The following is a 13,696-nucleotide window of genomic DNA, read 5'->3' as shown; positions in this document are numbered from 1 at the left end:
TTCCAGGGAGGAAGGCGCCGCGAACGGCACAACGGGGGTCATAGCCTGAACTCGGCGATCAGCGGGAGGTGGTCGGACATGCGCCACCAGATGCGGCCGCGCGGCACATGCAGCGACAGCGGCGTGAGGCCGCGCACGTACACATGGTCCAGCTGCGCCAGCGGCAGCCGCGCCGGGTAGGTGAAGGTGCGCGGCGCGTCGAACTCGTGCAGCGCAAAGCCGGCCAGCATGCGCTTGACCTGCTGGCCCCAGTCATTGAAGTCCCCGGCCACCACGACAGGCGCGCCGGACGGCACCTCGCGCTCGATGAAGCGCTGCAGGCGTTCGATCTGGCGGATGCGGCTGCCGGGAATGAGCCCCAGATGCACCACGATCACGTGGATGCGCCGCCCGTGGGCATCCACCTCGACATGCAAGAGCCCGCGCTGCTCGAAGCGGTGGTCCGAGATGTCTTCGTGCTGGTGCCCGATCACGGGCCAGCGCGACAGCAGGGCGTTGCCATGTTCTCCGTGTTTGGTGGTGGCGTTGGTGCGGTACACGGCCTCGTAGCCCTCGGGCGCGAGGAACTCGGCCTGGGGCAGTTCGGGCCAGCGCTGAAAATAGGTCGCCTCGCGCCGGTGGAGCTTGCGCACCTCCTGCAGGCAGACGATGTCGGCGTCGAGCTGCTCCACCGCCAGGCCCAGGTTGTGGATCTCCAGGCGGCGCGCGGGCCCGATGCCCTGCACGCCCTTGTGAATGTTGTAGGTGGCCACCCGCAGAATATCGTCGTGTTCCATGTCCTGATTGTGTCGCAAGCCGCGCTGGCTGCGGGTTTGCCCGACGCTGAAAGCCGCGGCGGCGGCTTACACTTGGTTGCACTCCACTCCCCCGCCATGGCGGGCCGGCACACACCCTGATGGCTACCGAGAACGACCCATCCGCCGCGCCTGCGGTGCTGGCGCTGATCGTCGACAGCAATGCCACTTCCCGCAGCATCCTCGTGGGCCAGTTGCGCGAGTACGGCGTGACCCGCATCGTGCAGTGCACCCGGGTGCAGGATGCGCGCAGCCGGCTGGAGCACACGGTGTTCGACTACGTACTGTGCGAGCAGTATTTCGGCGAATCGGGCTATTCGGGCCAGACCCTGCTGGACGACCTGCGGCGCGCGCAGCTGTTGCCCTTCTCCACCGTGTTCTTCATGGTCACGTCCGAGGCCTCGTACGCCGCCGTGGCCGAGGCCGCCGAGTCCGCGCTCGACGGCTATCTGCTCAAGCCCTTCACGCCCAGCGCGCTCTTCGAGCGCCTGAGCCTGGCGCGCCTGCGCAAGATCCATCTGCGCCCGATCTTCGACGCCATCGAGGCCGAGGATTTCGAGCGTGCCGCGCAGCTGTGCGTGGAGCGCTTCGAATCGCGCCAGCCCTACTGGCTGTATGCCGCGCGCATCGGCTCCGAACTGCTGCTGCGCCTGTCCCGCCACGACGAGGCCCGCACGCTGTTCGAGGCCGTGATCGCCGCCCGCGCCCTGCCCTGGGCCAAGCTCGGGGTGGCACGCGCGCAGATCGAATCCGGGCAGGCGGCGCGGGCCATCACCACGCTGCAGGAGCTGATCGGCGAGGACGCCTCCTTCGCCGACGCCTACGACGTGCTGGGCCGCGCGCAGGTGGAACTGGGCAACTTCTCGCAGGCCATCGAGACCTACCGCACGGCCAGCGGCCTCACGCCGGATTCGGTGGTGCGGCTGCAGAAGCTGGGGATGATGTCGTACTACATGGGCGACCGCGAAACCGCCACCAAGGTGCTGGCACGGGCGGCCGTGCTGGGCATCGACTCCAAGCTGTTCGACTTCCAGTCGCTGGTGCTGCTCACGTTCTCGTACTTCGCCGACAACGACCGCAAGGGCATCGAGCGCTGCATGGCCGACTTTGGCCGCATCCTGGAGCGGCACGAGTCCAGCGCCCGCATCCGGCGTTTCGCGGCGGTGGCGCGCACGCTGCAGCTCATCCAGCAGCGCCAGTTCTCGCAGGCCGTGGAATCCGTGCGCGGCATGGCCGGCGAGATCACCTCCAGCGGCTTCGACTTCGAGGCCGCGTGCAACCTGGGCAGCCTGCTGGCCGTGCTCGCGGTCACCTCGATCGACCTGTCCGAGGGCGAGGGCTGGGTGCGCGCGCTGGGCATGCGCTACGCCAACACACGGGGCTTGACCGAGCTGCTGGCCAACGCCTGCGGCCTGCACGCACCTTACGGGGAGATGGTGCGCGACTGCCTCGTGCAGATCAACAAGACCGCCGAGGCCGCCATGGCACAAAGCCTGGCCGGCGACCCGGCGGGCGCCGTGAACCACCTGCTGCAGCAGGCCGGGCACACGCTCAACTCCAAGCTGGTGGACATGTCCCAGCAGGTGCTGCTGCGCCACCGCGCGCGCATGGCCTCGCCCGAAACTCTGCAGGACGCCATCGACGCGCTGCGCACGCGTGTGGGCACCGCGCCCACGCGGGCGATCCTGGGGCAGGACAGCGAACGCCGGCCCGGCGGCGTGGTGCTGCGCGTGCGCGGCGGCGGCGATGAGCCCACCCGCATCCCGTCGCCGCCCCAGGACAGCCTGGCCCCCGACCCCGCCGAGCCTCCCGACCCCGCGGCCGCGCTGCGCCTGCGGCCGGTCTGAAAATCCCGGGAACGCCGCTGGACGGGCGCCCCTCCGGTGCCATCGGCGACGCGCCTGGCGCCCCCCAAGCCTCAGGCCTGCCCGGCGAACCGGGGCAACAGCAGGCAGGCTTCGGCGTTCGACGCGGAAAAACAGGCGTCCGCGGCGGCCTGCCAGGGTAGCCACCGGAACGCATCGTGCTCGCGCGGGCTGAGCACGACCGGGGTGCCTGAAGGCACGCGCAGCCCGAACACCCGCTCCCGGTTGCGCACCACGCCGGGCGCGTAGCGGTACAGCCACTGCGGCCAGATGTCGTAGACGTTCTCCAGCGCCCAATCGGTCAGCACGCAGCCGGGTGACCGCGCATCGATGCCGGTTTCCTCCGCCACCTCGCGGCGGGCCGTCTCCTCAAAAGGCTCCTCCAGGCGGTCCTTGCTGCCGGTGACGGACTGCCAGTGCCCCTCGCCGCCCACGCGGCGAATCAGCAGCACCTCCAGCGCCGGGGTGTGGATCACCACCAGCACCGACTCCGGGAGCTTGCAGGGCCGCTGCGCTGCCACCATGGCGCCCTCCTCACCCGCCCCTGGAGCGCGTGGCGGCGGCGGTGGTGGGCACGGGCGGGGGCAATTCCTTGGCCTGCAGCGCACGCACCTGCACCACCAGCTGGTTGTGCGCATCCAGGAACGCCGCGGCGATGACCTTGCCCTCGTTGGTATTGCTCCAGCCCGCCCCCGCCGCGCCACCGAGCTTGCCGAACACGAGCCCGCCCACCCCCAGGTCGGTGGTGCGTGCCGCCCCGGTGGCCGCGGCCACCTGCTCGGTGGTTTCGTTGTCGGACAGCAGCAGGGCCGTCTGCGCCTCCTTGAACTTGACCTGCTCCACCAGACCGGCCAGGCCGGCAATGTCGCGCAGCACCGGAATCATCGCGATCACCCCGGCCAGGCCGCGCCCCGCATCCTGCTCGCTGAAGGTCAGGCTGGGGGTGAGCGTGTACTGCGCCTCATAGCCCTTGCCCTTGGCCACGGTGGAGTTGTTCTTGCGCAGGATGCCGGAGTCCTTCAGGTCCTGCTCCTGGATGGTGCCGCGCAGGCCGGCCGAGCGGTCCACCACCCGAAAGCAGCCGCTTTGCTGCGCCAGCAGCTTGACCAGGGGCACGGGGGATGCCGGCAGGTGGTAGCCCGAACCCACGGTGTAGCCGTTGGGGTTCTCGGCCAGCGCCAGCGTGGCCACTGGTGCTTCGCAGCGGACCAGCTCGCGGGCGGCGTTCTGCGCGCCCTGGGGCCCGGCCGAACCGGTGACCACCGAGCCGCCCTGGCCCAGTTCGGTCTTTTTTTCGCCGCAGCCCGCCAGGGCCAGCAGCAACACCCCTGCCAGCAGGGCCGGGATCGTCATGGAACGCATGGAAGGCTTCCTTTCAACGCTGGGGAACCAGCCAAGAAAAAAGCGGCATGGGGCCGAGGCCCCTGCCGCTTTGTGGTGCGATGCCGCCGGAGTGCATCTGCGGGATCGATCTGGCGGATGCCCCGGATCAGGCCGCCTTGATGGCGTCGGGGTTGCGCAGGCGGATGTGCAGCTCGCGCAGCTGCTTTTCGTCCACCGGCGAAGGCGCCTGCGTGAGCAGATCTTGGGCGCGCTGGGTCTTGGGGAACGCGATCACGTCACGGATCGACTCGGCACCGGTCATCAGCGTGATCAGGCGGTCCAGGCCGAAGGCGAGGCCACCATGCGGAGGCGCGCCGTACTGCAGCGCGTCCAGCAGGTAGCCGAACTTGGCCTGTGCGTCTTCGGGCGTGATCTTGAGGGCATCGAACACCTTCTTTTGCACATCGGCGCGGTGGATACGCACCGAGCCGCCACCCAGCTCCCAGCCGTTGAGCACCATGTCGTAGGCCTTGGCGATGCACTTGCCAGGGTCCGTGTCCATCAGGTCCTCATGGCCATCCTTGGGCGACGTGAAGGGGTGGTGCACGGCGGCCCAGCGGTCGTTCTCTTCGTCATGCTCGAACATCGGAAAGTCCACCACCCACAGCGGTGCCCAACGGCTTTCGAACAGGCCGTTCTTCTTGCCGAAGTCGCTGTGGCCGACCTTCAGGCGCAGTGCGCCGATGGAGTCGTTGACGATCTTTTCCTTGTCGGCACCGAAGAACAGCAGGTCGCCATCCTGGGCGCCGGTGCGCTTCAAGATCTCGGCGATGGCTGCGTCGTGCAGGTTCTTGACGATGGGGGACTGCAGGCCTTCGCGGCCGTTGGCCACCTCGTTGACCTTGATCCAGGCCAGGCCCTTGGCGCCGTAGATCTTCACGAACTCGGTGTAGGCGTCGATCTCGCCGCGCGAGATCTGCGCGCCGCCCGGCACGCGCAGGGCCACCACGCGGCCACCCTTGGTGGTGGCGGGCGCGGAGAACACCTTGAAGTCCACGTCCTTCATCACTTCGGTCAACTCGGTGAATTCGAGCTTCACGCGCAGGTCGGGCTTGTCGGAGCCGAAGCGGAAAGCCGCCTCCTGGTAGGTCATGATGGGGAACTCGCCCAGGTCCACGCCCAGCTGGGTCTGGAACACCTCGGCGATCATGCGCTGGAAGATCGCGCGGATCTCTTCCTCGCCCAGGAACGAGGTCTCGCAGTCGATCTGCGTGAACTCGGGCTGGCGGTCGGCGCGCAGGTCTTCGTCGCGGAAGCACTTGGTGATCTGGTAGTAGCGGTCATAGCCGGCCACCATCAGCATCTGCTTGTACAGCTGGGGCGACTGGGGCAGCGCGAAGAACTGGCCATCGTGCACGCGGCTCGGAACCAGGTAATCGCGCGCGCCTTCGGGCGTGCTCTTGCCCAGCATGGGCGTTTCGATGTCGATGAAGCCTTCCTTGTCCAGGAAGTTGCGCACCTGGATGGCCGTCTTGTAGCGCAGCATCATGTTGCGCTGCATGTGCGGGCGGCGCAGGTCCATCACGCGGTGCGTGAGGCGGGTGGTCTCGGACAGGTTCTCGTCGTCCATCTGGAACGGAGGCGTGACCGAGGGGTTGAGCACGTTCAGCTCGTGGCACAGCACTTCGATCTGGCCGCTCTTGAGCTTGTCGTTGGTGGTGCCGTCGGGACGGGGGCGCACCAGCCCCTTGACCTGCACGCAGAACTCGTTGCGCACATCTTCGGCGGTCTTGAACATCTCGGCGCGGTCGGGGTCGCACACCACCTGCACGTAGCCTTCGCGGTCGCGCAGGTCGATGAAGATCACGCCGCCATGGTCGCGGCGACGGTTCACCCAGCCCGACAGGGTGACGGTTTGGCCCATCAGGGCTTCGGTCACAAGACCGCAATAGTGGGAACGCATGGCCATGGCAGAAACTTCCGGCGCCCAGGGGGCGCGTTAAGGGGATTACTTACTTGGATGAAACGAGCGTCGGGTCCGCCGGAGCGACCACGCCCATCGAAACAATGTATTTGAGGGCGGCGTCCACGCTCATGTCGAGCTCGACGCAGTCGCTCTTGCGCAGCATCACGAAATACCCGCCCGTGGGATTGGGCGTGGTGGGCACGTACACGCTCACGAATTCGTCGCGCAGGTAGGCCGCCACCTCGCCGTTGGGCGCCCCGGTGACGAAGGCCACGGTCCAGACGCCCTCGCGCGGCCACTGCACCAGCACGGCCTTGCGAAACGCGTTGCCGCTTTCGGAGAACAGCGTGTCCGACACCTGCTTGACGCTGGAGTAGATGGAGCGCACGACCGGGATGCGGTGCACCAGGGCATCGCCCCACTGCACGAGCTTGCGGCCCGCGAAGTTGCTGGCGATGGCGCCCACCACCAGCAGGATGAGCAGCGTGAGGACCACGCCGAAGCCGGGAATGTGGATTCCCAGCAGCTTGTCGGGGTGCCATGCGCCCGGCAGGATCTGCAGGGTCTGGTCGAGCGTGCTCACGATCCAGTTGAGCACCCACGCCGTGATGACCCCTGGCACGATCACCAGAAGGCCGGTCAACAGCCATTTGCGCAAGGCAGCCATGAAGGTACTCAGTTCGACGAAGGGGTTGTGGAGGTTGAACCGCCGCCAGCGCTTGGTGCAGCTGCGCTGGATGCTTCTTTTTTAGGAGCATCTCCGGTGCTGGCGGGAGCGGGCGCGTCGGACTTCGACTCCGGCTTGGCCTCGGTGGCGGGGGCGGAATTCCCGCCGTTGCCGCCGCGGAAATCCGTCACATACCAGCCGGAGCCCTTGAGCTGGAAACCCGCCGCGGTCACCTGCTTGGAAAAGGCCTGCGCGCCGCAGGCGGGGCAGACCGTCAGGGGCGCGTCGGAGATTTTTTGCAGCACATCCTTGGCATGGCCGCAGGAGCCGCATTTGTAGGCGTAGATAGGCATGTCAGAGTGTTGAGGGAAAGTGCAAAACCCTCAATTATAGGCGGCATGCCCCCGGCCACCGTGTCACTCCGTGCCGACGAGCCTGTGGTGCGCCGCATGGCTGTTGCGGATGGCCTGCGGGCCCAGCGAGCCGATCAGCATGCCCGCCAGCGCGGCCAGCAGCCCTGCCAGCTGGGCGGGGAAGACCGCGCCCGCGGGCGTGGCCAGGAACAGCAGCCAGGTCAGCAAGCCCAGCACGATCGCGAAGATGGCGCCCTGCGTCGTGGCACGCTTCCAGTACAGGCCAAACACCAGGGGCACGAAGGCCCCCACCAGCGGCACCTGATAGGCGCCGGACACCAGCTCATAGATCGACGTGCCCTGCATGTAGATGGCATACGCCAGCACGAGCGCGCTGAACACCAGCGTGGTGACGCGCATGGTGCGCAGGTGCTGCCTGTCCGAGCTGTGCGGGCGGAACTGGCGCCAGATGTTCTCGGTGAACGTGACGCTGGGGGCCAGCAGCGTGGCCGACGCGGTGGATTTGAGGGCCGACAGCAGCGCGCCGAAGAACAGCACCTGCATCACGAAGGGCATCTTGGACAGCACCAGCGTGGGCAGCACCTTCTGCGGGTCGTCCTTGAGCAGCTCGGCCGTCTCGGCGGGCATGACGATCAGCGCGCTGGCCACGAGGAACATGGGCACGAAGGCGAACAGGATGTAGCAGATGCCCCCGATCACCGGGCCGCGCGTGGCGGCCTGGATGTTGTTGGCCGACATCACGCGCTGGAACACGTCCTGCTGCGGAATCGAGCCGAACATCATGGTGACGCCCGCCGCGATGAAGAACACCACGTCATGGAACTTGGGCTCGGGCAGGAAGCGGAACAGCTCGCGGCTGGAGGCGAACTCGATGACCTTGCCGGCACCGCCCGCCATGTTGCCCGCGAACACCGCGATCACGGCCAGCCCCACCACCAGGATGATCATCTGGATGAAGTCGGTCACCGCCACCGACCACATGCCGCCAAACAGCGTGTAGGCCAGGATAGAGACCACGCCGATGGTCATGCCCACGGGGATGCTGATGGCGCCGGCCGACAGCAGGTTGAACACCAGCCCCAGCGCCGTGACCTGGGCAGACACCCAGCCCAGGTAGCTGAGCATGATGATGAGGGAGCAGACGATCTCCACCGTGCGGCCATAGCGCTCGCGGTAGTAGTCGCTGATGGTGAGCAGCGTCATGCGGTAGAGCTTGCCCGCGAAGAACAGGCCCACCAGGATCAGGCAGAAGCCGGCGCCGAAGGGGTCTTCGACCACGTTGCCCAGCCCGCCCTCGATGAATTTGGCCGGGATGCCCAGCACCGTTTCCGAGCCGAACCACGTTGCAAACGTGGTGGTGATGATCATGTACAGCGGCAGATGGCGCCCTGCAATGGCGAAATCCGCGGCATTCTTGACTCGCCGGGCTGCCAGCAGGCCGATGGCGATGGTGATCAACAGATAGACAATGACCAGGGTCAACAGCACGGCATGCTCCTCGATGTCGCGAAGGGGTGGGGAAGGGAAACCTAGAAAATCCGGAAACGCAGAAGCACTTGCAACTGCTGTACCAGCATCAGCGACAGCAGGCCCAGCACGAAGCCCGCGCCCACGTAGATGATGCCCTGCAGCAGGCGGTTGGTGCGCTTTTGCGCGGCCAGCAGTTCCAGCAGCTCGCGCCGATGGTCCTGCGGCTTGTGGCGCAGGTAGTCGTACAGCAGCCGGGGCAGCTCGGGAATCAGCTTGGCGTAGTGCGGCGCCTCGGCGCGCAGCTCGCGCAGCACGCGCTGCGGTCCCATCTGCTCGAGCATCCACTTCTCCAGGAAGGGCTTGGCCGTGCTCCACAGGTCCAGCTCAGGGTCGAGCTCGCGGCCCAGGCCTTCGATGTTGAGCAGTGTCTTTTGCAGGAGCACGAGCTGGGGCTGGATTTCCACATGGAACCGGCGCGAGGTCTGGAAGAGCCGCATCAGCACCATGCCCAGCGAGATTTCCTTGAGCGGCCGGTCGAAGTACGGCTCGCACACCGCGCGGATCGCCGATTCCAGATCGTTGACCCGCGTTTCGGGCGGCACCCAGCCGCTTTCGATGTGCAGTTCGGCCACGCGCTTGTAGTCGCGGCGAAAGAACGCCACGAAGTTCTGCGCGAGGTACTCCTTGTCCGATTCGGTGAGGGTGCCCACGATGCCGAAGTCGAGCGAGATGTAGCGCCCGAAGGTCGCCGGGTCCAGGCTCACCTGGATGTTGCCCGGGTGCATGTCGGCGTGGAAGAAGCCGTCGCGGAACACCTGGGTGAAGAAGATCGTGACGCCGTCGCGCGCCAGCTTGGGGATGTCCACCCCGGCATCGCGCAGGCGCTCCGTCTGGCTGATGGGCACGCCGTTCATGCGCTGCATCACCATGACCTCGGGGTGGCAGAAGTCCCAGAACATCTCGGGGATCAGCACCAGGTCCAGCCCCTGCATGTTGCGGCGCAGCTGCGCGGCGTTGGCGGCCTCGCGCACCAGGTCCAGCTCATCGTGCAGGTAGTTGTCGAACTCGGCCACCACCTCGCGGGGCTTCAGGCGCTTGCCATCCGCCGACAGGTTCTCCACCCAGCCGGCCATCATGCGCATGAGGCCCAGGTCTTTCTCGATCACCGGCAGCATGCCGGGGCGAAGCACCTTGACCGCCACCTCGCGCTCGATGCCGTGGCGGTCGCGCAGCGTGGCGAAGTGCACCTGCGCGATCGAGGCGCTGGCCACCGGCACGCGATCGAAGGACGTGAAGACCTCATCCACGGGCCTGCGGAACGCCCGCTCGATGGTGGCGATCGCCACCTCGGGATCGAACGGGGGCACGCGGTCCTGCAGCCGGGCGAGCTCGTCGGCCACGTCGGGCGGCAGCAGGTCGCGCCGGGTCGAGAGCACCTGGCCGAACTTGACGAAGATGGGCCCCAGCCGCTCCAGCGCCAGGCGAAGCCGCTGGCCCCGGGGGGCGTCCAGGTTGCGCCCGAACGACAGGATGCGCGACACCGGCCGCAGCCAGGGCTTCTGGAAGCTGTCGAGCACCAGGCCGTCCAGGCCGTACCGGAACCCCACCCAGAGGATGGCGGCGCCCCGCAGGAATTGCTTCATGCGCCGGCCCGGTCGGAGCCGCTGGCCGGCGCTGCCGGCATGGGGGGCACGGGCACGGCCGCAAAGGACGACGGCGCCACGCGCGCGCCCACGAACTGGCGCAGCGCCTGCGCGGCGCGGCGCGCAACCTGCGCCACCGTGTGCGCCGGGGCATCGCCGATCACGCGTGCGAGGTCTTCCTCGACATCCCAGCGCACATGGTCGACCAGCCAGTTGATCTCGGCGGCCAGCTGCACATCGCCTTCGATGCGGATGGAGGGCTTGTCCCCCCGCAGGGCCGCCTGGGCGAGCGTGAGCGGCGAGCTCTCGGTCACTTCAAGGCGCAGGTCGGGCGCCGCGGTCTCGGGCGCCAGGTTGAACAGGCCGGCGGGCGTGATGACAAGCGCCATCGAATAGGCGCGCCACTGCACGCGGGCGATGCACCCCTTCTGGCGCACCAGGCGGTCGGTGGCCTCCTTTTCCTGCATCAGGACATGGTTGAGGAACAGCACCATGCGCTGCTGCATCTCGTGCACCAGCCACTGCGGAGGTTGGGGGCCGGCGGCCACACGCTCGAAGAGGCCGTCCAGAAACGAAAAAGGGGACTGTGGTGTTGCCATAGTCCCCGATTATTCCCTGAACTGGGATAGCCCCAAATGGGGGTATCTCCTTTATTACTGCAGGGCCTGCACCCCTGCCACCAGCCAGCCGCTGCTGCCCGCCTTGGGCTTGGTCATGTTCCAGACCTCGCGGAACGGGCTCGGGCCCGCGGAGGGTTCCTCGCGGATCATGCCGGAGAACTCGACGCTGGCCATGTAGCCGTCGCCCAGGTCCTCGATGCCCAGCAACTGGGCCTCGATCATGACCACGTCCGTGTGGTTGGGCTGCACGCCGCGATGCGCTTCGCGCTCGGTCAGCTGGGTGCGGATCTCGTCCAGCATGCTGTCCGTCATCATGGAACGCAGCGTGGTGATGTCCGAGCGGTCCCAGGCGGCCTGCAGCGTGACGAAGTTGCGCTTGGCGGCGGACAGGAACCCTTCGGTGTCGAAATCGGCCGGAACGCCCCAGTTCTGCGAGCCCGACAGACCCGAACCGATGACCACACCCGTGCCGGCCCCGCCCTGCGCTGCGCGCGAGGCATCGAACGCCATGCTGCTGCGCTCCCAGGGGCGCGCCGAGGCGTCGTTGCCCACGTTGTTGGGGCTGTACTGCGGAGGCACCTGCGCAGCCGCCGGCGAGGCGGCCCCTGCCCCCTGGAAGGCGAACGGCGCGCCTCCAGCGGCACCACCGCCCTGGCTGGCGCCACTGCGCGCGCGCATCACCATCTTGAAGATGGCGAACGCGGCCAGCGCCAGCAGCGCGATCATCAAAATATTGCCGAACCCTGCGCCCAGGCCCAGCGAACTGGCCAGCCAGGCCAGGCCCAGGCCCGCGGCCAGGCCACCCAGCATCGCGCCCCAGGGCTTCTTCGCAGCCGCGGCGGCGGGTGCCGCGCCCGCCGTGGCCGGCTTGGCGCCTGCCGCATTGGTCGCGTTCTGTGCCGGAGCCCCCGGCGTTGCGGGCGGCGTTGCCGACTCGCGCTGCGTCACATTGCTCGACTGCTTGCCCACCGATTTGCCGCCAGCCAGTCGCCGGGCGTCGGCATCGGCGTGTGCAAACGCCAGCATCGCGACCAACACCACAGACCACAGTTTCATCATGACTTCTCCGTCTCCGTTAATGACCGAGCGAAACGCTCACTCAGCACTTGATTCCAACATGCAGGGCCACGATTCCCCCCGTCATGTTGTGATAGTCCACATGCCCAAAGCCATTTTTCTGCATGAGGCTTTTGAGTTCTTCCTGTCCCGGGTGCATGCGGATGGACTCCGCCAGGTAGCGGTAGCTGGCATCGTCGCCCGCCACCAGCTTGCCCAGCTGGGGCAGCACCTTGAACGAATACCAGTCGTACACTTTTTCCAGCGGCTTGGCCACCTTCGAGAATTCGAGCACCAGCAGCTTGCCGCCGGGCTTGAGCACGCGGCACATCTCGGCGATGGCCTGGTCCTTGTGCGTCATGTTGCGCAGGCCGAAGGCCACGCTCACCACGTCGAAATGCGCCTCCGGGAACGGCAGCTTTTCGGCATCGCAGACCAGCGTGGGCAGCACCACGCCCGCATCGATGAGACGGTCGCGGCCCACGCGCAGCATGGCTTCGTTGATGTCGGTATGCACCACGCGGCCCGTGGCGCCCACCTTCTTCGAAAATGCCAGCGCGAGATCGCCCGTGCCGCCCGCGATGTCCAGCACCTGGCTGCCCTCGCCGAGGTTGGCCACCATCACGGTGTAGGCCTTCCAGGCGCGGTGCAGGCCGGCCGACATGAGGTCGTTCATCACATCGTATTTGGAGGCGACCGAATCGAACACGCCACGCACGCGGCGCGCCTTTTCCTGCTCGTCGACCGACTGAAAACCAAAATGTGTGGTGCTCATAAGAATCATGCTAGGCGCGCAAGCGCCAGAGGTACAGCGACAACCCCGCACTGAAATGGGGCTTGTGTCGCAATTAGGACAACGCCATCAAAGAGAAAACAGCCGCTACCGCTTGCCTATATTGCGCTGGCAGCTCTTCTTTCAATAGCACATTGGTCAACAAGGGCTTAGGGGCTGCCCTTCAGTGACCGCCACAGGCATGCCCGCCTGCACCACCCTTGGGCGCCATCGGCGCGTCGCGGTCCACGCCCGCCGCGGCCAGGCGCTCGGTGTACTGCGTCCACAGCGCGTCCTGCTTCTGGCCCAGTTCGTAGAGGTAGTCCCAGGTGAAGATGCCGCTGTCGTGGCCGTCCGAGAACGTGGGCTTGACCGCGTAGTTGCCCACGGGCTCCAGGTTGACCAGCGTGACCTCCCGCTTGCCCGTCTGCAGCACTTCCTGGCCCGGGCCATGACCCTGCACTTCGGCCGACGGTGAATACACCCGCATCAGCTCAAACGGAATGCGGAACGTGGCGTCATCGGAGAACCCCACTTCGAGCACCCGTGATGCTTCGTGCACCGTGATTGCCTGCGGCGTGGGCGCGCCCGCTTTCAAACCTGCCATGGATTCACCTGTGAGAAAACTGTTGTCAGAAAAGGCGGTTGTGATTGTCCCACCCGCCGCAGACCCCACCGCCCAGAGGGCCGGCAGACGCACCGACTCCTGACAGAGCGCCAGTCACGCAGTAGCCAGGGTCGCCAGTTGCTGGCGCAAGGCGCTTTCCAGCGCTGGCAGCAGCGCCTGCACGGAAGCCTCTTGCGCCACAGGGCTGGGGCGCTGCGCAGCCGCCCACACGGGTGAGGGAAAGTGACTGTCCCAGTCAAACCGCGCAATCACATGCCAGTGCAGGTGCGGCACCATGTTGCCCAGCGCCGCGATGTTGACCTTGGTGGGCGACAGGTGCTGGCGCAGGGCCTGCTCCACCACCGTCACGGCCTCCATGCAGTGGGCACGTTCGGCAGCAGCCAGGTCAGAGAACTCGGCCACATGCGCATTCCAGACCACGCGGTAGAAGGCAGGAAACCCCGCCTCCTGCGCACGGATGACACGCAGTCGCTCACCGCGCCAGACCAGTGCGCCACCATCTTCAGCGCACAACGGGC

The 13,696-nt window shown here is 67.0% G+C and carries 14 protein-coding genes; 1 reads left to right on the top strand and 13 read right to left on the bottom strand.

What is annotated here, in order from left to right:
* Positions 1-38: 38 nt before the first annotated feature.
* Complete coding sequence (locus tag ACAM51_RS20285) at positions 39-776, bottom strand: endonuclease/exonuclease/phosphatase family protein (protein ID WP_218293509.1); 738 nt, start codon at positions 774-776, stop codon at positions 39-41.
* A 119-nt stretch (positions 777-895) separates the two neighbouring features.
* On the opposite strand from ACAM51_RS20285, the gene ACAM51_RS20280 reads away from it, so the two are divergent.
* The gene (locus ACAM51_RS20280) at positions 896-2,641 is read left to right on the top strand and encodes a tetratricopeptide repeat protein (protein WP_218293508.1); all 1,746 of its coding nucleotides are present in this window, start codon (positions 896-898) and stop codon (positions 2,639-2,641) included.
* 71 nt (positions 2,642-2,712) lie between these two features.
* Here ACAM51_RS20280 and nudB read toward each other — a convergent pair whose 3' ends face one another.
* The 12 genes from nudB to ACAM51_RS20220 all read right to left on the bottom strand — a co-directional run bounded on the left by nudB (position 2,713) and on the right by ACAM51_RS20220 (position 13,691).
* The gene (gene nudB / locus ACAM51_RS20275) at positions 2,713-3,183 is read right to left on the bottom strand and encodes a dihydroneopterin triphosphate diphosphatase (RefSeq protein WP_218293507.1); all 471 of its coding nucleotides are present in this window, start codon (positions 3,181-3,183) and stop codon (positions 2,713-2,715) included.
* Between the two features lie 10 nt (positions 3,184-3,193).
* Positions 3,194-4,021, bottom strand: coding sequence for a CsgG/HfaB family protein (locus ACAM51_RS20270; protein ID WP_218293506.1), 828 nt, complete (start codon positions 4,019-4,021; stop codon positions 3,194-3,196).
* A 127-nt stretch (positions 4,022-4,148) separates the two neighbouring features.
* Positions 4,149-5,951, bottom strand: coding sequence for an aspartate--tRNA ligase (gene aspS, locus ACAM51_RS20265; RefSeq protein ID WP_218341531.1), 1,803 nt, complete (start codon positions 5,949-5,951; stop codon positions 4,149-4,151).
* 43 nt (positions 5,952-5,994) lie between these two features.
* On the bottom strand, positions 5,995-6,615 hold the full coding sequence (locus ACAM51_RS20260; protein WP_218293504.1) for a DUF502 domain-containing protein: 621 nt from the start codon (positions 6,613-6,615) through the stop codon (positions 5,995-5,997).
* An 8-nt stretch (positions 6,616-6,623) separates the two neighbouring features.
* The gene (locus ACAM51_RS20255) at positions 6,624-6,968 is read right to left on the bottom strand and encodes an FmdB family zinc ribbon protein (RefSeq protein WP_369641678.1); all 345 of its coding nucleotides are present in this window, start codon (positions 6,966-6,968) and stop codon (positions 6,624-6,626) included.
* Between the two features lie 63 nt (positions 6,969-7,031).
* Positions 7,032-8,477 carry a sodium:solute symporter family protein gene (locus ACAM51_RS20250; protein WP_369641677.1) on the bottom strand — a complete coding sequence of 482 codons (1,446 nt, stop codon included), beginning with the start codon at positions 8,475-8,477 and terminating at the stop codon, positions 7,032-7,034.
* A gap of 41 nt (positions 8,478-8,518) precedes the next feature.
* Positions 8,519-10,102, bottom strand: coding sequence for a ubiquinone biosynthesis regulatory protein kinase UbiB (gene ubiB, locus ACAM51_RS20245; protein ID WP_218293501.1), 1,584 nt, complete (start codon positions 10,100-10,102; stop codon positions 8,519-8,521).
* Entirely contained in the window at positions 10,099-10,701 is a 603-nt protein-coding gene (locus tag ACAM51_RS20240) for a hypothetical protein (RefSeq protein ID WP_369641676.1), read from the bottom strand. The genes ubiB and ACAM51_RS20240 overlap by 4 nt, the downstream gene beginning before the upstream one ends.
* Positions 10,702-10,755: 54 nt before the next feature.
* On the bottom strand, positions 10,756-11,781 hold the full coding sequence (locus tag ACAM51_RS20235; protein WP_218293499.1) for a Tim44 domain-containing protein: 1,026 nt from the start codon (positions 11,779-11,781) through the stop codon (positions 10,756-10,758).
* 40 nt (positions 11,782-11,821) lie between these two features.
* Positions 11,822-12,553 carry a bifunctional demethylmenaquinone methyltransferase/2-methoxy-6-polyprenyl-1,4-benzoquinol methylase UbiE gene (gene ubiE / locus ACAM51_RS20230; protein ID WP_369641675.1) on the bottom strand — a complete coding sequence of 244 codons (732 nt, stop codon included), beginning with the start codon at positions 12,551-12,553 and terminating at the stop codon, positions 11,822-11,824.
* A gap of 181 nt (positions 12,554-12,734) precedes the next feature.
* A complete protein-coding gene (locus ACAM51_RS20225; protein ID WP_218293497.1) occupies positions 12,735-13,157 on the bottom strand; it encodes a gamma-butyrobetaine hydroxylase-like domain-containing protein in 423 nt (140 codons plus the stop codon).
* Positions 13,158-13,271: 114 nt separating this feature from the next.
* Positions 13,272-13,691: an HIT family protein gene (locus ACAM51_RS20220; protein ID WP_369641674.1), complete on the bottom strand. Its 420-nt coding sequence runs from the start codon at positions 13,689-13,691 to the stop codon at positions 13,272-13,274.
* Between the last annotated feature and the right edge of the window lie 5 nt (positions 13,692-13,696).

Origin of the sequence: Acidovorax sp. A79 (genome assembly GCF_041154505.1) — a bacterium.
Taxonomy (GTDB): domain Bacteria; phylum Pseudomonadota; class Gammaproteobacteria; order Burkholderiales; family Burkholderiaceae_C; genus Acidovorax.
This window is presented reverse-complemented; position numbering and strand designations above follow the sequence as displayed.